The organism is Crocosphaera sp. (genome assembly GCF_030064895.1).
Taxonomy (GTDB): domain Bacteria; phylum Cyanobacteriota; class Cyanobacteriia; order Cyanobacteriales; family Microcystaceae; genus Crocosphaera.
The window spans coordinates 68,655-89,936 of sequence record NZ_JASJEB010000008.1 but is presented as its reverse complement, the minus strand read 5'-3'; the positions used below and the strand labels follow the sequence as shown (position 1 = coordinate 89,936).

The 21,282-nt window shown below is 34.4% G+C and carries 18 protein-coding genes; 11 read left to right on the top strand and 7 right to left on the bottom strand.

The annotated features are described in order from the left end of the window. The coding region (locus QNJ66_RS03875; RefSeq protein WP_300503209.1) for a DEAD/DEAH box helicase at nucleotides 1-780 on the bottom strand (780 nt) is incomplete at its 3' end. Between the two features lie 110 nt (nucleotides 781-890). On the opposite strand from QNJ66_RS03875, the gene QNJ66_RS03870 reads away from it, so the two are divergent. After that, nucleotides 891-1,076 (top strand): PCP reductase family protein, encoded by a 186-nt coding sequence (locus tag QNJ66_RS03870; RefSeq protein WP_300503208.1) that lies wholly within the window; start codon nucleotides 891-893, stop codon nucleotides 1,074-1,076. Nucleotides 1,077-1,200: 124 nt separating this feature from the next. Here the strand turns inward: QNJ66_RS03870 and lpxB are convergent, their stop codons facing one another. Next, nucleotides 1,201-2,358, bottom strand: a complete 1,158-nt coding sequence (gene lpxB, locus QNJ66_RS03865; RefSeq protein WP_300503206.1) for a lipid-A-disaccharide synthase — start codon at nucleotides 2,356-2,358, stop codon at nucleotides 1,201-1,203. A gap of 94 nt (nucleotides 2,359-2,452) precedes the next feature. Beyond that, nucleotides 2,453-3,280 carry an acyl-ACP--UDP-N-acetylglucosamine O-acyltransferase gene (gene lpxA / locus QNJ66_RS03860; protein ID WP_300503205.1) on the bottom strand — a complete coding sequence of 276 codons (828 nt, stop codon included), beginning with the start codon at nucleotides 3,278-3,280 and terminating at the stop codon, nucleotides 2,453-2,455. A 208-nt stretch (nucleotides 3,281-3,488) separates the two neighbouring features. Between lpxA and QNJ66_RS03855 the strand changes: the two genes are divergently transcribed. The 7 genes from QNJ66_RS03855 to QNJ66_RS03825 all read left to right on the top strand — a co-directional run bounded on the left by QNJ66_RS03855 (nucleotide 3,489) and on the right by QNJ66_RS03825 (nucleotide 8,780). Beyond that, nucleotides 3,489-4,892, top strand: a complete 1,404-nt coding sequence (locus tag QNJ66_RS03855; protein ID WP_300503203.1) for an IctB family putative bicarbonate transporter — start codon at nucleotides 3,489-3,491, stop codon at nucleotides 4,890-4,892. Between the two features lie 116 nt (nucleotides 4,893-5,008). Beyond that, the gene (locus QNJ66_RS03850; RefSeq protein ID WP_300503201.1) at nucleotides 5,009-5,464 is read left to right on the top strand and encodes a hypothetical protein; all 456 of its coding nucleotides are present in this window, start codon (nucleotides 5,009-5,011) and stop codon (nucleotides 5,462-5,464) included. Then, complete coding sequence (locus tag QNJ66_RS03845) at nucleotides 5,451-5,774, top strand: hypothetical protein (RefSeq protein ID WP_300503199.1); 324 nt, start codon at nucleotides 5,451-5,453, stop codon at nucleotides 5,772-5,774. The genes QNJ66_RS03850 and QNJ66_RS03845 overlap by 14 nt, the downstream gene beginning before the upstream one ends. A 21-nt stretch (nucleotides 5,775-5,795) precedes the next feature. Beyond that, nucleotides 5,796-6,008 (top strand): hypothetical protein, encoded by a 213-nt coding sequence (locus QNJ66_RS03840; RefSeq protein ID WP_300503197.1) that lies wholly within the window; start codon nucleotides 5,796-5,798, stop codon nucleotides 6,006-6,008. Between the two features lie 173 nt (nucleotides 6,009-6,181). Next, entirely contained in the window at nucleotides 6,182-6,640 is a 459-nt protein-coding gene (locus QNJ66_RS03835) for a DUF2141 domain-containing protein (protein WP_300503195.1), read from the top strand. Nucleotides 6,641-6,804: 164 nt separating this feature from the next. Continuing rightward, nucleotides 6,805-7,305 carry an alpha/beta hydrolase gene (locus tag QNJ66_RS03830; protein ID WP_300503193.1) on the top strand — a complete coding sequence of 167 codons (501 nt, stop codon included), beginning with the start codon at nucleotides 6,805-6,807 and terminating at the stop codon, nucleotides 7,303-7,305. Nucleotides 7,306-7,316: 11 nt separating this feature from the next. Then, a complete protein-coding gene (locus tag QNJ66_RS03825; RefSeq protein WP_300503191.1) occupies nucleotides 7,317-8,780 on the top strand; it encodes a carotenoid oxygenase family protein in 1,464 nt (487 codons plus the stop codon). Between the two features lie 85 nt (nucleotides 8,781-8,865). On the opposite strand, the gene metK is transcribed toward QNJ66_RS03825, so the two are convergent. Together metK and QNJ66_RS03815 are read right to left on the bottom strand one after the other, a co-directional pair. Then, nucleotides 8,866-10,116, bottom strand: a complete 1,251-nt coding sequence (gene metK / locus QNJ66_RS03820) for a methionine adenosyltransferase (RefSeq protein ID WP_300503189.1) — start codon at nucleotides 10,114-10,116, stop codon at nucleotides 8,866-8,868. A 116-nt stretch (nucleotides 10,117-10,232) separates the two neighbouring features. Beyond that, nucleotides 10,233-10,970, bottom strand: a complete 738-nt coding sequence (locus tag QNJ66_RS03815) for an HAD family hydrolase (protein ID WP_300503188.1) — start codon at nucleotides 10,968-10,970, stop codon at nucleotides 10,233-10,235. Nucleotides 10,971-11,318: 348 nt separating this feature from the next. Here QNJ66_RS03815 and ligA point away from each other — a divergent pair, with 348 nt between their 5' ends. Together ligA and QNJ66_RS03805 are read left to right on the top strand one after the other, a co-directional pair. Continuing rightward, nucleotides 11,319-13,337 (top strand): NAD-dependent DNA ligase LigA, encoded by a 2,019-nt coding sequence (gene ligA, locus QNJ66_RS03810; protein WP_300503211.1) that lies wholly within the window; start codon nucleotides 11,319-11,321, stop codon nucleotides 13,335-13,337. Nucleotides 13,338-13,364: 27 nt separating this feature from the next. Further along, nucleotides 13,365-18,785 (top strand): AAA family ATPase, encoded by a 5,421-nt coding sequence (locus QNJ66_RS03805; protein WP_300503186.1) that lies wholly within the window; start codon nucleotides 13,365-13,367, stop codon nucleotides 18,783-18,785. Nucleotides 18,786-18,935: 150 nt separating this feature from the next. On the opposite strand, the gene QNJ66_RS03800 is transcribed toward QNJ66_RS03805, so the two are convergent. Beyond that, on the bottom strand, nucleotides 18,936-19,577 hold the full coding sequence (locus QNJ66_RS03800; RefSeq protein WP_300503184.1) for a Crp/Fnr family transcriptional regulator: 642 nt from the start codon (nucleotides 19,575-19,577) through the stop codon (nucleotides 18,936-18,938). A 207-nt stretch (nucleotides 19,578-19,784) separates the two neighbouring features. Here QNJ66_RS03800 and QNJ66_RS03795 point away from each other — a divergent pair, with 207 nt between their 5' ends. Then, the gene (locus QNJ66_RS03795; RefSeq protein WP_300503182.1) at nucleotides 19,785-20,384 is read left to right on the top strand and encodes a M23 family metallopeptidase; all 600 of its coding nucleotides are present in this window, start codon (nucleotides 19,785-19,787) and stop codon (nucleotides 20,382-20,384) included. A 46-nt stretch (nucleotides 20,385-20,430) separates the two neighbouring features. On the opposite strand, the gene QNJ66_RS03790 is transcribed toward QNJ66_RS03795, so the two are convergent. Continuing rightward, nucleotides 20,431-21,282: a M56 family metallopeptidase gene (locus tag QNJ66_RS03790; RefSeq protein ID WP_300503180.1), complete on the bottom strand. Its 852-nt coding sequence runs from the start codon at nucleotides 21,280-21,282 to the stop codon at nucleotides 20,431-20,433.

Below are 21,282 nucleotides of genomic sequence, written 5' to 3'. Positions count from 1 at the left end.
TTCACTATCTTTGCGAGAACGAATATAGATTAAACCAGATTGTTTTTGTTGCTGTTGAATAAAGTTTAAAAGCTGATGACGACGACAACGAGGAGTCCAAGCAATTTTTATGGCTAAATTGAGATTATTTCGATAAGGACTAATAGCAAATATTTGCGGAGTTTTTAACTTTAAACTACGTTTTATAATCTCTTGTGATTTAATATTTGCTGTTGCTGTAAAAGCTGCGATCGCTATTTTTTTATCAGACAATTTATCCTTTAATAATGCTTGTCTAACTGCCCCTAAACGACTATAGCTAGGACGGAAGGTTTCTCCCCATTGAACTAAACAATGTGCCTCATCTAAAATCAATCCATTAATCTCAATATGGGGTTTAATTAATAACTCCCAAACCGGAGGACTTAATAAAGTTTCAGGAGAAAGATACAGTAATCTTAGTTGTTGTTTATTAATTTTCTTTAAGGTGATTTTTCGTTGTTTTCTAGGTACTTCATTGTGTAATAATTCCACAGGTAATTGTTTACTTTTTAGTTCATTAACTTGATTCTCCATTAAAGCAACCAAAGGAGAAATAATCAGGGTTAGACCTTTTTGTAGTAACGCTGGAAGTTGAAAACAGATAGACTTTCCCCCTCCTGTTGGCATAATAATTAAAGCATCTTTGCCCTGTAATAAACAGCTAATAACCTCTTTTTGTGGGGGTCGAAATTCTTGATAACCCCAAACTTTTGCAAAGGTTTGATAAATATGTTCCCACCGTTCATTATCGACACTCATAATTTAAAATTTAAGAATTATTAAATATTGATAGATAAATTTTCAACTTTTCTAATAATAATGTTATAATGTACCCAAAGATAAATAATCAACTAATTCCCTCCACGATTATGAGTCAACTTGAATTTGAAGATAGTCCCCGTTGGACTCAAGAAGCAGAAAAGAAACTGAAAAATATTCCCTTTTTTGTAAGAACTCAAGCCCGTCAAAGAATCGAAGACTTAGCTAGAGCAGACCATTTAGATGAGATTACGGTAGAAATGGTAGAACAAGCTCGCTTAGAATTTGGTCAATAATTATCGGTTATCAGTTATTGCTAACTGATAACTTATTCCATGACATTTTCTGACTGCAAAAGTCCCTGTTATTATCATTTTACCACTTTGTTTCATTAATAATTTGCCCATAAAACTAGAAGTCTTATTTTTGATAATGTAAAATCTCGTTAGCAACTCGATCGCAGACACCTACCTCTCCTAAAAGTGTGCGCATTTGTTCATAGTCAGCAAAGGTTTTTTTACGGCGATCGGGATTTAATAATAAATCTACCGATTCATCAACAATGCGGTCTATTGTAGCTTCTTCTTGTAATAATTCTGGTACAATTTCTTCCATAACAACTAAATTAGGAGGCGACATAAAAGGAATAGAAAACTTAAGAATATTCCGAGCAATCCACATAGTTAAAGGATTAACTAAACAGAGAACTAATTGAGGAATATCTAATAAAGCCAATTCTAAATTAACCGTTCCTGACTTAGCAATAGCAAAATCAGCAGCGGCCATTACTTCTATAGCACGTCCATCAAATAAAGTAATAGATAAATCGTATTCTTTAACCATTTCTTCGATGGTGTGACGATATTCTTGTAAAGAAACAGGTAAGAGAAAATGAAGATTAGGAACCCTTGCTTGTATCTTCTTTGCTGCCTTACAAATTAACGGTAAATGATACTTTAACTCTTGATAACGAGAAGCAGGAAATAAACCAATCACCGGCTGATCTTCTTTAAGTCCTAATGCTTGACGAGTAGCTTCTCTGGTAGGTGCCTCCGCCATTCTATCCAATAAAGGATGACCCACCCATTTAACATTTACCCCCTTTTTCTCAAAAAATCTCGCTTCTTCCGGAAAAATAGCCAATAAAATATCAGTAATTTCCGCAAATTGTTCAATAGTTTTATTATTCGGGGCCCATACCCAAGACTGAGGAGCAATATAATAAATAATCGGCACATGGGGTAAATATTTACGAGCATATTTGCCAAAAGCCACATTTGGCCCCATATAATCCAATAAAATTAACACATCAGGGGGATTATCCCGTAAATAAGCCTTAACCCGACGCTGCATTAACCAAGTAGGAATAATAAACGGTAACGCCTCCACAATACCAATAGAGCCAATACTAGCCGTATTTCCCAATAACTTCGCCCCGGCCGCCTCCATGCGATCACCCCCCAAGGCCAAAATTTCTAAAGGAATATTTTGCTGCTGTGCTTGCCTATAGAGAGCCTCGACCAACATTGATCCTTGTAAGTCCCCTGAAACTTCCCCTGTACTGATAAAAATCTGCATAAATTGCTTTCTAACCCCTAATTATCGATGGATGAACTACTTAATTCGGCTTTTAATCTACGTTTTAAAGAAAAACAGTTTTAAATTTGATTATTTATTGATTCCCTGGAATAGGACCCCGTCGTTTTTCTCCTGTAGTGGACAGTTGCAGAAAATGACGTAAATATTGGGCGTATTGATTATTATCGAGGGTTGCTAACTCTTCTAATCCCTGTTGTAAGGTAAGATCCGAGCGATATAAGAGACGAAATGCCTTTTTCAGATAACCTACATCATCCTTGGTCAGTCCGGCACGTTTTAACCCCAATAAATTGAGCGATCGCACCCTTGAGGGGTTGCCCTCGATCATCATAAAAGGAGGTGCATCGCGATCGATACGACTCATACCCCCTAACATGGCATTGCGGCCAATTCTCACGAACTGATGAACCCCTAAAACACCGCCAATAACCGCCCTAGACTCGATGTGAACATGGCCAGCTAAAGCGACAGCATTAGCAATGACCACATGATCTTCCAGGACACAATTATGGGCAACATGAACATAAGCCATCAACAGATTATTATTGCCAATTTCGGTGAGTTCATCTGCTTCTGTGGCACGGTTAATAGTGACAAACTCACGAATCGTGTTCCCGTCACCTATTTTCAGACGACTGGGGACCCCTTTATATTTAAGATCCTGGGGTTCTAAGCCAATCACTGCACTGGGAAAAATGCGGTTATTTTTGCCAATTTCTGTTGGTCCTTCGATAACCACATGGGGGCCAATGGTGGTTTGTGCGCCTATTTTTACCTGATCACCAATGACAGCATAGGGGCCTACTTCCACTGTGGGATCAATTTGTGCATTCGGATGAATGACGGCAGTAGGATGTATTTGCGTAGTCAACGGGTTATCTCCCTTTGGATAGGTCAGCATATAATTTAGTTATAGGGTACATAATAAAGGTTTTTTAGGGAACAGGGACAGGAGAATTAGGGACAATAATGTATGATGACGTAAATTCTTGATTTTGGGTTCTGCTTAGTTGTCACTGCTTTAAATATTAGTTGACAAAACTAAGTTTGATCCATTCGGGCCTCGTTGTTAACGACGGGGTTTAAATAACTAATTTTGGTATGGTTTCATGAATTCAACTTGGGATCTCGTTACCCTCTCTTACTTTTCACCGAAAACTTGGCTTAGTGCTAGTTATGTTTATCGTATAGTGGGTTCATTTTCTGCTTGGCGATCGTCTAGTTTTTTATTACGATTTGGTGAGGCGATCGGGGCTTTATTAATCAGTCTTATTTTTATTTTTGGTCCGTTTATTACTACTGGTTTGATCGGGGTTTGGTTAATTGCTATTACTGGTTATTGGGGCATTTTAACTTTATCTGATACGGAAAAACCTGGGTTTAGTCCTATTCATTTATTTGTATTTCTTTATTGGGGAATTTCTGCTGTTGCGGTGGCGTTATCTCCGGTTAAAGCTGCTGCTCTTTCGGGTTTGATTAAGTTAACTTTGTATTTGGTATTTTTTGTTTTTTGTGCCAGAATTTTGCGATCGCATCGTTTAACAAATTGGTTAATTACGGTGGTTTTGGGTATTGGTTTAGTGGTTGGTAGTTATGGAATTAGACAACAAATTTTTGGGGTTGAACAGTTGGCTACTTGGAACGATCCCACCTCAGAATTAGCTGGTGCAACTAGGGTTTATAGTTATTTGGGTAATCCTAATTTATTATCTGCTTATCTTTTACCTGCGATCGCTTTGGGGGTTGCTGCTTTTTTTGTTTGGCAAGGTTTTGCCCCTAAATTATTAGCGATTACTATTACATTGGTTAATACTGCCTGTCTTTATTTTACGGGAAGTCGTGGCGGTTGGATCGCAATGATGGCTTTAGTGGGAACATTTTTGTTACTGTTTTTTGTTTGGTTTAAAAACAATTTATCCCCGTTTTGGCGTAAGTGGTTATTACCTTTAGTATTTGGTATTTTAGGGGGTTTAATGTTTGCTGCTATTGTCTCTGTTGACTCGTTAAGAATTAGAGTTATGAGTATATTTGTGGGAAGACAAGATAGTAGTAATAATTTTAGGATTAATGTCTGGATGGCGGTATTAGATATGATTCGAGATCGTCCTTTAATTGGTATTGGTCCAGGAAACAGTGCTTTTAATAAGATTTATCCTCTTTATATGAGTCCCAAATATAGTGCTTTAAGTGCTTATTCTGTGTTGTTAGAAACAGCAGTGGAAACTGGTTTGATCGGGTTAAGTATTTTTATCTGGTTACTGGTTATTACTGTTAATCAAGGAGTGCAACAAATTCAACGTTTAAGGGATAAAAATAATCCTGCTGGTATGTGGTTAATAGCTGCGATCGCTGCCATGGCCGGATTAATGGCTCAAGGGTTATTTGATACGGTTTGGTATCGTCCTCAAGTTAATACTTTATGGTGGTTTCTAGTCGCTTTAATTGCTAGTCAATATCAACCAAAATCATCAGTCAAGGATGTAAAAGACGAAAAAATAGAAGTTAGAGTTTAGTTTGTTTAAAGGAGATTTCTCTATATTAAAAATGAACAATTAACAATTTTCATTCCGAGAAATGAGGAATCTCTTTTATGTGATAAGCATAATACTTAATATTCTATGAATCTAAAATGACTGCAAAATTATGTCTATTTATTCCAGCAAAAATACTACAAATAGAAAAACATTTTCCGAAAAAATTAAAAACATGGGTTACTGAATATAAAAGACCAGAATTGATAGAATTTGGATTCTATGGCTATAAGTTATTAAATTTGTCAGAATTTGTAAAAAACTCAGATGTTAATATAGATTTACCAAAGAAAATTTATGATCGGTATCTCGTCATTAACTGGGATTTTTGTTTTCCTCACCCTGATATTATCAAAGACTTGCTATCTTGGTTAGCTAACATTTATATTTATGGAGAAGTGGGATTATTAAAATATTGGTCAGATCAATTAAAGCGTTTTTCAACAATCAAAATCAGTAAAATAGAGCATAATTTTGATAATTTTTCTGTTTATGATTTACCCCTTGACAAAGTTATATTTTTCCCCTTAAAACAATTTAATGAGACTGATTGAGTTATTTCCTTTCAGAAAAAAACATAGACAAAAACTTCAAGAAAATTACCAAATTTTATGGCAAGAAGCTGAAAAAATAGGTAAAGATTATGAAAAAAGATCCTATCAAGAAATTTTGTCTTCTCCAGCAAAAACAGTTATTATTAACCTAGCTGACAATCAACAAATAAGCTGTTCTATCGATGCTTATGATGTCCAAAAAAACGGAAATGTAGCAGTATCTATTGATGCTGCTGGTTTACCCACAATATTAGGTATTAAACCATCCTATCATTTTTATAAAAAACCTGATGGTTCTATCTATTACTAAAATTCTCATTTTAAACATATTATGAACAGCGAAGAATTGGCCCGATATATTGAAGAAACAGGAAAAATATCACAACCTTGGTTGTTGATACAGTTAAGACTGAAAAAATTAGCAGAAAATCGTCATAGTCTCTCATCTGACGAATATTTAGACAAATTATCAGAATTGCAGGAAGAATTAATGAAATTGGGAGAATGGTGGGTTGGAATTGAGGATGATGTGTTTAATCCTTAGCATAATACTAAATTACTCTAATATAGATTATTTGCATTGTTTTTAATCACTTGTCATTTTCTCGATTCAGGGTTATCTTAAGATAATATAAAGATTCATAATGACTTCATGATATTTTGATCGTGAAGCAATACTTTTCATCAATTCTATTCTTAACATTTTCAAAAATAGTAATGAAATCTTCTTATCTGCTAACTAATCTACTATTGTCCACCGGGACAGCGTTAATGTTACATCAACCAGCGAATGCAACTCTAAGCAGTAATCTGACGGTTGAAGTTGAGGGTTTAAGCAATACCACAGGACAAGTCTGCTTTAGTCTCTTTTCCAGTGGAAAAGGGTTTCCCAATAGTAAAGATGACGCTGTTAACACCCAATGTGTTAAAGTCACCGATAAATTATTAGAAGTCACTTTTGATAATTTAGAACCTAAAACCTACGCAGTGGCTGTTTTTTGGGATGATAATGAAGATGAAGAACTTAATCGCAATTTTCTAGGAATTCCTACAGAAAAATTCGGCTTTTCTAGCAATCCAGTTATTACAACCGGACCCCCTAAGTTTGGTGAATCCGCGATTTTAGTAGTAGGTAAAAATACTCGGATTTCTATTCAATTACGTTCTTTACTTTAAATTCCTAACATATAAATTCTCAGAACAATCATAAATTATGGTTGTTTTTTTATGTCTTAAATTTTCCTTATTAAATAGGGGTCAACCCTAAAAGTTACTTTAGACTCAACAAGTTAACAGAAACCCTAAAGGTTAACTAAAAACAGTAACTTGTTATACCAGTAATGAATTATTTAACTCGTATTTGCTTAGGAATTTCTTTTGCTTTGATTCCTTTAATACCTCGACCTGTTTTAAGTGCAGAAACCCTCTATTTTCTTTATGGTCCGTTCAAGTTTCCTTTGTCTGTAGAGTCTTTAGAAATTTATGCAGAAGAAGGAAGAATCACCAAAGAATTTGCTTTTTTTGCCAGTCAATTTGATGAAGAAACCTTAACTGAATTGCGAGAAACTTTACGAAAAAGACATAAGATTAGTGGAGTTAAGTTTGCTAGATTATTGAAAACTCCGTTGATGAGCGACTTATTAAAAAGTATGGGAGAAATCTTTAGTACCCATCCTAATCATAACGGATTTTATGCTATTCGTGGGGCATTAATTTCAGCAGCGATTAATCAACCAGAAGAAGGATGGACAGCGATCGATATTATGAAAGCTTTTCCCACAGAAGGTATTGTAATTAATACAGAACTTGCTACAAAAATGATGCAAAATAGTCAATTCTAAAGGAATTTATCATGAAAAGAAGACAGTTTTTAATTCAATCATCCCTAGCAGCAATGACTGCCATCGCTTCCCATCAATTACCCAGTCAATCAATGCCTATTTATAAACAGTATAAATCCTATAAAAGTTGGGAAAGTGACAATACTTTTTTACAGGGAATTAATGCACCTGTGTTTGAAGAAGTGGAGATTACTAATTTAAAAATATCGGGTAATATTCCTGAAGAATTACAGGGAATGTATGTAAGAAATGGTCCTAACCCAATGTTTAAACCAAGTTCTTATAATTATCCTATTGAGGGCGATGGGATGTTACACGGGGTTTATTTTAACAACGGAGAAGTTAGTTATAAAAATCGTTGGATTCAAACCCGTGGCCTTGCTTATGAAATGTTTGAAGGAAAAGAATTAAAGGAACTAAAATTTAAAAATTATGCTAATACTAATATTATTTCTCATGGAGATAAACTATTAGCATTATATGAAATTGGCCTACCTTATGAAGTCAATAAAAATTTAGAAACAATTGGAAAATGGGATTTTAACCATCAATTAGAACAAGCAATGACGGCACATCCCAAAATTGATACTCATACAGGAGAATTACATTTTTATCGTTATTCTTTTTTCAATACTCCTTATTTACATTATTATGTTGCTGATAGTAACAATAAAATTATTCGAGAATTGCCCATAGAAATTCCTCAACCGACGATGATTCATGATATGGCAATTACTGAAAACTATATTATCTTTTTTAACTGTCCTTTGGTGTTTAGTATGACCGATGCTAGAAATAATAATATTCCGTTTGTTTGGCAACAGGAACAAGGAACAACTATTATTTTAGTAGATCGACATGATTTTGAGAGACAACCAACTTATTTAAAAACAAATGCTTTTTGGACATGGCATTTTCTGAATAGTTTTGAAACCGATAATCAACTGTTTATAGATTTTATAGCTTATCCTACAATACAATCAGAAAGTAATTGGGAAAGTATGTTAACTCATCAATCTAATCTGCGACGATTAACTATTAATTTAGAAACCCATCAAATGGACTTTGAAGATTTAGATGATCGCTTTGTAGAACTACCTACTCTTAATCAGAACTATTTAGGGAAAGCTTACCAATTTGGGTATACACCTTATTACGATAGTGAATTATCGTCTCGCAAAAAAATTCCTAATCTGTCACCGTCTCTTATTCAATATGATCTAGTTAATAAAACTAATAAAATTCATCAATTTAAACCAGGATGCTATGGAGGTGAAGCAGCGTTTATTCCCAGTACAAAAGGTCAATCTGAATTAGATGGTTATGTGGTTACTTTTGTTTACAATGAAAATACCAACACCAGTGATTTTGTGATTATTGATCCGAGAAACTTTGAATCTGAACCCATAGCGACTGTTCATTTACCAGTTCGTGTTCCTGGTGGTTTTCATGGTAATTGGATATCTAATGTATAAGAAAAAAGGGAAAAGAGTATAAATCTTTTCCCTAAAAACTTAAAGAATATTTATTAAGACCCCGTCGTTAACGACGGAGTTTAAATTAAACACCAACTTTTAATAAAGCATCTTTGAGTAAAGCAGCTTTATCAGTTGCTTCCCAAGGAAGATCAAGATCGTTGCGTCCAAAATGACCATAAGCAGCCACATCTTGATAGAAGCGTCCCCCCCGTTGAGAAGGAAGTTCACGAAGTTTAAGAGACTGAATAATACCAGCAGGACGTAACTCAAACAGTTCGTTAACAACTTCTAATAACTTGGTTTCATCAACTTTGCCAGTACCAAAAGTTTCCACTAAAATACTAACAGGACGAGCAACCCCAATAGCATAGCTAAGTTGAACTTCGCACTTATCAGCTAAACCAGCAGCAACAATATTTTTAGCTACATAACGAGAAGCATAAGCAGCAGAACGATCAACTTTTGTGGGATCTTTCCCAGAAAATGCGCCACCACCGTGACGAGAATAACCACCATAGGTATCTACGATAATTTTACGACCGGTTAACCCTGCATCACCTTGGGGACCGCCAATAACGAATTTTCCAGTAGGATTAACTAAATAACGAGTCTCCTGAGAGGGTTTAATATCTATATCTGCAAAAACTGGTAAGATAACAGCGTCCCAGAGATCGGCTTTAATTTTAGCTTGAACTGCATCGTTATCGGTGATGGACCCTATGGTTTCATCGTGTTGTGTAGAGATGAGAATGGTATCGATACCAACGGGAATACCATCTTCATAGGCAATGGAAACTTGGGTTTTGCCATCGGGACGTAAATAGCTTAAATCACCAGTTTTGCGAACTGCCGCTAAACGACGGGCGCAACGATGGGCTAAACTGATGGGTAAGGGCATTAATTCAGGGGTCTCATTGCAAGCATAACCAAACATCAGCCCTTGGTCTCCTGCGCCGATTTGGTCTAACTCATCATCACTGAGTTCTTTGCGTTGTTCCTGGGCTTGGCTAACCCCTTGGGCAATGTCAGGAGACTGTTCATCCAAAGCCACTAAAACGGAACAGCTATTAGCAGAGAAACCATTATCAGCATCAGTGTAACCAATCTCTGCAATTTTGTTGCGGGCTAATTTAGCAAAATCAACGTGGGCCTTGGAGGTGACTTCCCCAGTGATTAAGACTAAACCAGTGTTGACGACTACTTCAGCCGCTACCCGACTTTGATCATCTTCATTGAGTAGAGTATCAATAATAGTGTCTGAGATTTGGTCACAAACCTTATCGGGATGACCCTCTGTAACGGATTCAGACGTAAATAAATAACGTTTAGACAATTTGTTTTATCCTCTCCAATAACGATACAGACAACAAACTTTTGTTAATGTAACATCTTACACCGTAACATCCAAATTAAGGAAAAGTTTCTATTTTTGTTAGATGCTTTGGTAGTTTAAGCTAGTTGTATTTCCTCAATTTGAGTAATAATAATATCGGCTTGATTGAGATGAGGGGCTGTGTTGTTAGCCCAACAAATACCGATGGTTCCTGCTACTCCTGCTTGTTTGGCCATGAGAATATCTCCTTGAGAGTCTCCTACCATGAGGGTTTTCTGGGGAGATGTTATCAAAGTGTGACAAGCTTTAAGAAATAGTTGGGGATCGGGTTTACTTAATCCTTGGTCTCCTCCCATCATCAACTGAATGTAATCAGAAAGATTATGTTCCCGTACAAAATGTTCTACGTCTTGGGTAGGAGCAGCGGAGAGTATTCCTAATTTTAATCCAGCTTTGTATAAGGTTTTCAAGACATCTAAACTGCCAGCAAAGAGAGGGGAGGTGGTTCGATCTTTTTTGAGAGATTGATCAACTTGTATGAATGAATTTTCAGCAATTTCTAGGGCTTCAAACCAACTTTTTCCTGTTTCTGCGATGTAAGCAGCAGCAGCAATTAAGTTTTCTTGACGACTCCCTACGGCCATTAAACCAGTGGGATCTAATTGATTATTTTGCATTCCAAAGGCCATTAATAAGGGTTCGCCAATACCTGGTATTTGCGCATCTAATAAACGGGCGCGATGGATACTTAATTCTCGTAAAAAGTTATTAGAGTCTTCTAAGGTGCCATCTTTATCAAAGATAATGGCTTCAATGTTCTTAAAATCAATTTTACCGCAGCGAATATTAACCAAGATCCATACTCCTAAGTTATACTTTTTCAATATTAACAGGAGAGTAGATTAGACACCATTGTTAAGCTGTTAAGCATCTAAATTACTAGACTAATTAGAAGACAATCTTTATTATTTATCTAATACTCCTGAACCTATAGAAACCAACAATCCTTTTTTTAAAGAGAGGATAGAAACGATGAAAAATTTTGTTGATAATCATCTTGATATGGAGTTGTAGTTAATTTTAAATAAAATGAGAGAAAACTTACCTTCTTTATTGTTACCATAGTTAGCAGGATGCTCACACTGTATCTCAAACTTATTTAAAACGAATATAGATTAATAATAAATGTGAGAGGACTTTAAATAGTGATTGAACAACGTATACAACAACTAAGACAACAACTACAAAAAGCAAATTATGCTTACTATGTTCTTGATAATCCCATTATGGAGGATGCTGTTTATGATCAGTTATATCGGGAACTAGATCAATTAGAAAAAGAAAATCCTCATTTAATTACTTCTGATAGTCCCACCCAAAGAGTAGGAGATAAACCTGCTTCTCAATTTGTTTCTGTTGACCATAATATCCCTCTTTATAGTTTAGAAAATGCTTTTAATTTAGATGAACTAAAAACATGGAAAAAAAAATGGAGACGATATAGTGAACAAGAAAATATAGAATCTACTGCATACGTTTGTGAGTTAAAAATTGATGGATCGGCACTAGCTTTAACCTACGAAAATGGTCTATTAGTTCGAGGCGTAACTAGAGGAGATGGAACTACAGGGGAAGATATTACACAAAATATTCGCACCATTCGTTCTATTCCTTTAAAGTTAAATTTAGACAATCCTCCCCCTATTATAGAAGTTCGTGGGGAGGCTTTTTTACCTATAGATGAATTTGATCGTATTAATCAACAAAGGGAAGAAAAAGGAGAGGCGTTATTTGCGAATCCTCGTAACGCAGCCGCCGGAACTTTACGACAGTTAGACCCGAAAATTGTAGACGAGAGACGCTTACAATTTTTTGCCTATACTTTACATCTTGAAACGGGAGAAATTAGCAGTCAATGGGACTCTTTAAACTATTTAAAAAATAGTGGTTTTTTAGTTAACCCTCACCGAAAATTATGCCACTCTCTTTTAGAAGTTACTGACTATTTTCAGCAGTGGGAAACTGATAGAAAAGACTTACCTTACATGACCGATGGTGTTGTTGTAAAAATTAATGATTATTCTCTGCAAAAAGTGTTAGGGTTTACCCAAAAATTCCCTCGTTGGGCGATCGCCTTAAAATATCCCGCAGAAGAGGCTCCTACCATGGTTAAAGATATTATAGTTAATGTGGGCAGAACAGGGGCTGTAACCCCCATGGCCGTCATGGAACCGGTTCATTTAGCCGGGACAACGGTACAAAAAGCGACACTTCATAACAGCGATCGTATTAAGCAACTGGACATCCGTGTGGGAGATACGGTGATTATTCGCAAAGCAGGGGAGATTATTCCGGAAGTTGTCCGTGTTTTGGAGGAATTACGTCCCCCCAACACCCAACCCTACCAAATGCCAGATCGCTGTCCTGAATGCGATTCTACTTTGAAACGTCCCCCAAAGGAAGCGGTTACTCGTTGTATAAATCTTTCTTGTGGGGCAATTTTACGGGGTAGTTTAGTTCATTGGGCCTCACGGGATGCTTTAGATATTCGTGGTTTGGGGGAAAAAATTGTTATCTTATTAATTAATAATGGTTTAGTTAATTCTATTGCTGATTTATATAATTTAACTCCGGAAGAAATTGCAAATTTAGAACGGATGGGTAGCAAATCTGCCAATAATTTAATTGAGGCTATTGAAGGCAGTAAACAGCAGCCTTTCTCACGGGTTTTATATGGTTTAGGAATTCGTTATGTGGGCAGTGTTACTGCTAGTTTATTAGTGGATAATTTTACTAATATTGAGCTATTATCTCAGGCTTCTTTCTCTGATTTAAGTTCGGTTTATGGTGTAGGAGAAGAGATTGCCCAATCTATTATTGATTGGTTTAGTATTGAAAAAAACTGTGATCTAATCCAACAATTAAAAAAAGTTGGGTTACAATTAGAAGTAACTCAATCTAAAATAGCTACTTTTGATCCTTCTTTAACTCCTTTTGCGGGCAAAGCTTTTGTTATCACTGGAACTTTACCTACTTTAAAACGGAATGAGGCTAAAGCTTTGATTATGGAAGCAGGAGGAAAAGTAACCAGTTCTGTTAGCAAAAAAACGGATTATTTGTTGCTAGGAGAAAACCCTGGATCTAAGTTAGCTCAAGCTGATAAATTAAGTATAACTCAACTCAATGAGGAGGAGTTTTTGAAGATTTTAAAATCAGAGTAGTTTAGCAAAATTATCTATTAATTAACTATGAATATGATCATCAATAATTGTCAAATTAGAGAAAAACTTTATGAGAGTTCTCATTCTTTAATTTATCGTGGTGTTAGAGAAGAGGATCAGCAACCAGTTATTTTAAAAATTCTGCAAGAAAATCATCCAGATCCTATTACTTTATCACAGTTTAAACAGGAATATAAAATACTCAGTCAGTTCAGTTCCCAGAGAATTATTAAAACCTATTCAATTGATAAATATCAAAACACTTTATTGATTATTTTAGAGGATTTTGGAGGAATATCTCTAGAATCTTTATTAAAAGAAAATAGTTTAAATATCGAAGATTTTTTAAACTTTGCTATTAAAATTGTTAAAGGATTGGAAATTGTTCATAATGCTAACATTATTCACAAAGATATTAATCCAACTAATATTATTATCCATCCGGAAAGTCAAGAACTAAAATTAATTGATTTTGGGATTTCTACGCAATTAGCTTTAGAAAATACTCAAGAATTTAATCCTAATTTAATTGAGGGAACTTTAGCTTATATGTCTCCCGAACAAACAGGGAGAATGAACCGAAAAATTGACTATCGTACTGACTTTTATTCCCTTGGAGTCACTTTTTATGTAATGCTAACTAAGCAACTTCCTTTTGTAACAGAAGATCCCTTAGAATTAGTTCATTTTCATATCGCTAAACAAGCAACTTATCCCCATGATATTAATCCTGATATTCCTCAAATACTTTCAGAGATTGTCATGAAATTATTGGCAAAAACACCTGAAAAAAGATATCAAAGTGTCAAAGGAATCAAAATTGATTTAGAAGAATGTTTAAATAATTTAACAGACAAAAACCATATAAAAAAATTCTCTATAGGTAAATATGATGTTTCGGATAAGTTTCAGATTCCACAAAAAATCTATGGTAGAGAAACAGAAATAAAGACATTAATTAATACTTTTGACAAAGTAACAAAAGGACATAATGCTATGATCTTAGTGTCTGGATATGCTGGTATAGGTAAATCAGTTTTGATACGTGAAATTTATCCTTATATTACTGGAAAAAAAGGCTATTTTATTTCAGGAAAATTTGAACAATTTCAACGCAATATTCCTTACGCAGCAATTATACAAGCTTGTCAAGAATTGGTAAATCAGTTACTAACAGAATCTGACGAAAAGATTAGTCAATGGCGCAAGAATTTACTCACAGCTTTAGGAGTAAATGGACAGGTTATTATTGATGTTATTCCCGAAATTGAAAAAATTATTGGCAGTCAACCAAGCATTATTAAACTAGAACCAAAAGAAGCACAAAATCGTTTTAATTTAGTTTTCCAAAACTTCTTAAAAGTCTTTACTAAAAAACAGCATCCTTTAGTTATATTCTTAGATGATTTGCAATGGTCAGATTCTGCTTCATTACAGTTAATACAGTCTTTAACTACTACATTAGACGATCAATCTTTATTAATTATTGCTGCCTATAGAGATAATGAAATTGACTTAGCGCACCCTTTAAGATTAACTTTAAATGATATTCAGAATCAAGGGGTAACTATGGAAGAAATTTTGCTTAATAACTTAGCTACTCCTAACATTGAAGTATTAATTAAAGATACTATAAATATAGCAGATAAAAATAACAAAAAATTAGCAAGATTAATTAAAAAGAAAACTAATGGCAATCCTTTTTTCGTCAAAGAGTTTTTACAGTCCCTTTATGAAAATAAAATTTTGGTATTTAATAATATAGAAAAGAAATGGGACTATAGCAAGTATAAAATTGAAGCCTTAGAAATCACAGAAAATGTTGTGGATTTAATGGCTAGTAATATCAAAACTACCCCAAAAGCAATAGAGGAGCTTCTTAAAATAGCAGCTTGTATAGGCAGTAAATTTGACTTAAGTACCTTAGCAATGGTTAGTAATAATTCACAAATTGAAACTGCAAATAATCTTATTAAAGCCCTAGAAAAAGGACTAATTTCACCGCTTAATAATCAATATAAACTGATCAATAATTATCAAGAAGATCACGAAATACCAAAATCATTAAAAATTAGTTATCAGTTTTCTCATGATCGTGTACAACAAGCAGCTTATTCCTTACTATCTAAGCATAAACAAGAAGAAATACACTTAAGAATAGGAAAATTACTATTAGATAAGATACCCAACACAAAACAAGAAGAAAAAATATTTGATATTGTCAATCAAATTAATATTGGCTATAAGTTGATCAATGATACCGCAGAATTTGAACAACTTTCTCAATTAAATTTCATAGCAGGAAAAAAAGCAAAAGCATCAGCAGCTTATCCAGCAGCATTGAATTATTTACAGTTTGCTATTAGTCTTTTAGACAATGATAAAATTTGGAAAAATAAATATCAATTTTCCTTAGAACTTTATTTAGAAGCAGCAGAGTCTGCATCTTTAAGTAACAATTTTGAACTCATGGAATTGTTAATAAAAACTATTATAAAACAGTCCTCATTTTTGCTAGACAAAGTTAAAGCTTGCGAAATAAAAATTAAAGCATTTACCTCTCAAAATAAGTTAGTAGAAGCTATCGAACTATCTCTATCAACTCTAAATTTATTGGGAATAAATATCCCTAAAAATCCTAGTAAATTAGAGATACAAAAATCTCTAAAAGAAACTAATATATTACTGCAAGATACAGTTATTAAAAACCTAATTAACTTGCCCCTTATTACTGATAATAAAGCCATAGCTTCTTTGAGAATTTTAGTAACAATGAGTATGGCGGCATATTTAGCCAGTTTTCCCTTATTTATTGTCACTGTTACCCAACAAATTAAGCTATGTTTAAACTATGGTAACTCTCCTGAAGCTTGCGTTGCTTATGCTTTTTATGGTCAACTTTTATCTCAAATTAATGAAAGGTTTGATGATGGTTATGAGTTTGGAAAAGTGGCTTTATCCTTATTGTCAAAACTTCAAGCTAAAAGATTAGAAGCACAAACTTCTTTTATTGTTATCTTATCAATTAGACATTGGAAAGATCCTATAAAACAACTTTTAAATCCTTTACATTTGGGTTATAAAAAGGGATTAGAAACAGGTAATATTGAGTATGCTATGTGGAATGCTCAACTATATTGTAATTATTTATTTGCTACGGGTAAAGAATTAAATCAGGTTGAAAATGAATTATTTAAGTACATAGAATCTGCTAAAAAAATGCAAAGCAAAAATAGTCTCTATTTTTTAGAAATGAATTATCAACTTGTACTTAACTTACAAAACAAATGTGAATATCCTTGTCGTTTAGTTGGTAAAGCATTTAATGAAGATCAGATACTTCCCTTATATAAGAAAGGTAACTATAATCTAGCTTTATTTCATATTTATACCCATAAAACTACAATTTGTTATCTATTAGGGGAGTCACAAAAAGCCTTAGAATATGCACTAGAAGGAGAAAAATATATAGGAGGAATGTTAACCGCAGGAACTCCAAAATTTCTTTTTTATTATTGTTTAGCCCACTTAGCTATTTATGAGCAACAATCGGCTCACCAACAAGAAGATATTATTAAAAAAGTCACTCAACATCAAAGAAATCTGAAACTTTTAGCAAGATATAATCCTAGTCATTATTTAGGAAAATTTTATTTAATTGAAGCTGAAATATATCGTGTTTTAGGTGAAAATAAAAATGCTAGAGAATATTATGATCAGGCAATTACTGCTTTTAAAGAAAGTGATTATGTTCATGAAAAAGCGATCGCTTATGAATTAGCTGCTAAATTTTATTTAGATAAAAAATACGATCATACAGCCTATTATTATTTACAAGATGCTTATTACTACTATAAAATATGGGGGGCAAGTGCAAAAGTAAAGCAGTTAGAAGAAACCTATCCTCAGTTACTAACAAAAGATATTTATACTACTAAAAATTTGCCAACAAATACAACAGCAAAAACCTTATCAAAAGAGTTAGACTATAACAGTATTTTCAAAGCATCACAAGTTATTTCTGGTGAAATTATTTTAAAGAACTTATTAGAAAAACTCATGAAAGCCATAATTGAAAATGCTGGCGCACAAAGAGGATTTTTATTATTAGAAAATAATCATAATTGGTTCATTGAAGCCGAGGGAAATATTGAGCAGAAAAATCTTACTATATTACAATCAATTCCTCTCAATAATTCTCAAGAAAATAATCATGAGATTAACCTATCAATTCCTATTATTAATTATGTTGCTCACACTCAAGAAAGTATTGTTTTAAATAACGCAACTGAAGAAGGTAACTTTACCCAAACTCCTTATATTCTTAATAAGAAACCGAAATCAATTCTTTGTACTCCTATTCTTAATCAAGGTAAACTCAACGGAATTATCTATTTAGAAAACAATTTAACCACCGATGCTTTTACTGCACAAAGAATAGAAATTGTCAATATTTTATCGAGTTCTGCTGCTATTTCTATTGAAAACTCCCGTCTCTATGAACAATTAGAAGATTACAGTAAAACATTAGAAAAAAAAGTACAATTAAGAACCCAAGAATTACAAGATAAAAATCAGCAATTAAACGAAATCTTAACTAAACTAAAAGCAACCCAAAATCAAATTATTGCCCAAGAAAAATTAGCTTCTCTAGGTGCATTAACCGCCGGAATTGCCCATGAAATCAAAAATCCCCTGAACTTTGTTAATAACTTTGCAGAACTTTGTGTGGAATTAACAGAAGAATTACACGAAGAAATAGACACCCAAAAAGATAAATTAGATCAAGAAACAATCGATTATATCGAAGAAATTTTAGACGATGTTAAACAAAATTCTCAGAAAATTCATGAACATGGACAAAGGGCCGATAAAATAGTTCATGGAATGTTAATGCACTCCAAAGGAAAACCTGGACAAAGACAACTCATCCATATTAATAATGTATTAGCTGAATCTGTCAATTTAGCCTATCATGGAATGCGCGCAAAAGAACCAACTTTTAAAATTAAAATTGATACCCATTATGATAATAATATCCCAGAAATTAACCTTGTTCCCCAAGATATCAGCCGTGTTTTTCTCAATGCAATTAATAATGGTTGCTATGCAGTTCATGAAAAAAGTAAATCTTGTCAGCAGAATTTTACCCCAACTTTAACCATAACCACAAAAGCGAAAAATGAAGAGATAGAAATTACAATCCGTGATAATGGTCAAGGAATTCCTCAAACCATAATCGATAAAGTTTTTAATCCTTTTTTCACCACTAAACCCACCGGACAAGGTACAGGGTTAGGCTTATCCATTAGCCATGATATTATTGTACAAGGACATCAAGGAAAAATTTTAATAGACAGTGAAGAAAACGCCTATACAGAACTAAAAATTATTTTGCCCCTTAATAATAACACTAAATCCGCTTTAGATAGTGGACAATCATCTTGATGAGCAGGAGAGACAGGGGGAGATAGAATATCACTCTACCATAATAAGCGGACTTGGTATAAATAATGCAGAATTAGCAAAAAAATTAATCCTAAATTATCCTGAAACAGATAAAAAATGTTAGGATAACAATCAACTCAAAAAACATAATTAGTTGAAACCAACATTAGATTTAGGATGAGAATTAAACCTAACAGAAGTAATAATAATATGGCGATCGCTATCAAAACAAAGCCATCCTTGACGTTGAAATTCTCCTAACAAACGAGTCACCGTTACCCTTGTAGTTGCAATAGCATTGGCTAAGTTTTGATGGGTTAAACGAACTTTAATCCGAGTTCCTTCTTTTATGCTTTCCCCTAACTCTTGTTGAAGTAAACAAAGTAATTGTTGGAGACGATCTTCAACCCGTTTCAACCCTAAAATAGCTAATAAAGCCTCTGTTTGACGCATTCGACGGGCCAACTGACTAAAAGCCGTTTGACTTAATTCAGTAGAGTTATTCAAATCTTCAATTCCATGCCATTTTAAATAAAGATTTGATAAGCCTTTAACTTGATAGGAATCTACAAAAGTTAACCAAGAACCAAAAAAAGTTCCAGGTTGCGCCCACCCCAGCAAAATCTCGTCCCCTTGAGGAGATAGTTGACTTAATTGAGCAATCCCACGATACACTTGCCAGATACCCTCACTGATAAGAGGTATTGTTTCGCCTCGCTCATAAAAGTGTAATCGCCCCTCCTCCATTTCTTCAAGGGCCAGAGGTTGCGTTGGGTTGTAGGCTAGTAGCATCTTGGTTTTAGTCTTCTTACCGTGAAAGGACAATACTTTACAAAATAGTTTAAAAGATAAAGGTAAACATTGGGTAATCATGAGATTAAAAGAACTCAGAATATCCAGCCAATTTTACAAAAATCTATTTTCTGCTACAGTAGCTTACAACTCTTCAACTTTCTTAAGAAAGTGTGAGGCTTTACTCCTACACTTAATCACTAACCGATGAAATCATTATCTAATAGATTAATTCTTGCTGGTGTGAGCATTTTTGCTTCCTTTGTATCCCACACCATAGTTGTGGCCACTGGAGAAGAAGAAACCGGGGTCAAGTTACGTCCTCTCCCTTCAGATCGCTATTTACCACAAACCCCCGTATCTCCCCGAGGTTATATTTGGCCCTCTCAAGGCAACCTTACCTCTGGGTTTGGTCCGCGTTTTGGTAAACTGCACACAGGAGTTGATATTGCGGCCCCCATTGGTACTCCCATTATTGCAGCGGCCTCTGGTGTAGTGGTGTTTGCAGGTTGGAGTAATAAAGGTTTAGGTTATCAAGTGAGTATCCGTCACCCTGATGGTAATGTTAGCGTTTATGGACATAATCAACGGCTTTTAGTCACTTCTGGCCAAAGTGTGGAACAAGGCCAACAAATTGCAGAAATGGGCAGTACAGGATTTAGTACAGGTCCCCATCTACATTTTGAGATTCGTCCTGGAGGCAGAAAAGCAATTAATCCCATCGCTTTTTTACCAGGTCAAAAACCAGATTTAACTCCCCAACAAGCTGAGATAATTAGACGTAGAAATTCAAGAAATCTTCCCTAAGACCAATTTCCAAAATTAGAGGTCAACGGCCGTTGACCCCTACTATTTAACAGTGAAAAGGAATAGAAACTAATGGCAGTAGAGTGATTAAGACAGGACACCATTCAATTCCTTTGAAGCTAATATAGTCTGATTCATCAAATAAGGCATTTATTCTTTCTTCTAACCGGTTTTCTAGGTCGAGATCATGAAACCCTACTGCTACTATTCCTAAAGGGTTTTCTCTTACTATTTTATTAATTTCTTGAGCAATAATCAATAAAGATTCTGCTAGAATTAAAGGGTCAACTTTCTGTACTGCTTTTTGGTCGGCACGAATTTCCCTTAATAGTAATAAATCTTGCCAAAGCTTGTTAGTTTTCGGTAGCCAAAAACTAATTCTTTTTAACCAACCTAACCAGAAAAACCAAAAAGTATCATGGTAATAAGCGTGTGCTTGTTCGTGGGCAATTACTGCTTTCAAATGCTCATTGTCTAGGGTGCTTAAAATACCATTACTAATGATAAGTTCTGAATCCCAAAAGCCAACTTGTGCGCTATAAGGTAAATCAGTTTCCAGAATTCTTGCCTGACTATTATAAATATTTTTTTGAGGATAACTCTTGATTTTTTGCAGAGACGAGCATCCTTGAAAAGTAATTTCTAAACCTCTTATAAAAGAAAATAGTAAGAAAAACACTGCTAATAAATAACTGAAAAGACTCGCCTGGAAACCGAGCATCTCCCCATGATAACCCATAAAAATGACGGCAATTGCTGTCATTAATAATAACAAAGGAGGTGCCATAAAAGCCAGCAGCGATCGCTGCCAACAACTCAGACCATAGGAATACAGAGAAAAAATTAAACGTATACCTATGGCCACTACTAAAGCCAAGAAAATCATCACTAAGTGCAT

Coding starts and splice junctions, on each gene's coding strand:
- QNJ66_RS03835 (WP_300503195.1), top strand. CDS start 6,182: ATGAAATCTTCTTATCTGCTAACTAATCTACTATTGTCCACCGGGACA.
- QNJ66_RS03825 (WP_300503191.1), top strand. CDS start 7,317: ATGAAAAGAAGACAGTTTTTAATTCAATCATCCCTAGCAGCAATGACT.
- QNJ66_RS03870 (WP_300503208.1), top strand. CDS start 891: ATGAGTCAACTTGAATTTGAAGATAGTCCCCGTTGGACTCAAGAAGCA.
- QNJ66_RS03850 (WP_300503201.1), top strand. CDS start 5,009: ATGACTGCAAAATTATGTCTATTTATTCCAGCAAAAATACTACAAATA.
- QNJ66_RS03805 (WP_300503186.1), top strand. CDS start 13,365: ATGAATATGATCATCAATAATTGTCAAATTAGAGAAAAACTTTATGAG.
- QNJ66_RS03840 (WP_300503197.1), top strand. CDS start 5,796: ATGAACAGCGAAGAATTGGCCCGATATATTGAAGAAACAGGAAAAATA.
- QNJ66_RS03830 (WP_300503193.1), top strand. CDS start 6,805: ATGAATTATTTAACTCGTATTTGCTTAGGAATTTCTTTTGCTTTGATT.
- lpxA (WP_300503205.1), bottom strand. CDS start 3,280: ATGCTGACCTATCCAAAGGGAGATAACCCGTTGACTACGCAAATACAT.
- QNJ66_RS03845 (WP_300503199.1), top strand. CDS start 5,451: ATGAGACTGATTGAGTTATTTCCTTTCAGAAAAAAACATAGACAAAAA.
- QNJ66_RS03790 (WP_300503180.1), bottom strand. CDS start 21,282: ATGCACTTAGTGATGATTTTCTTGGCTTTAGTAGTGGCCATAGGTATA.
- QNJ66_RS03795 (WP_300503182.1), top strand. CDS start 19,785: ATGAAATCATTATCTAATAGATTAATTCTTGCTGGTGTGAGCATTTTT.
- QNJ66_RS03855 (WP_300503203.1), top strand. CDS start 3,489: ATGAATTCAACTTGGGATCTCGTTACCCTCTCTTACTTTTCACCGAAA.
- QNJ66_RS03800 (WP_300503184.1), bottom strand. CDS start 19,577: ATGCTACTAGCCTACAACCCAACGCAACCTCTGGCCCTTGAAGAAATG.
- lpxB (WP_300503206.1), bottom strand. CDS start 2,358: ATGCAGATTTTTATCAGTACAGGGGAAGTTTCAGGGGACTTACAAGGA.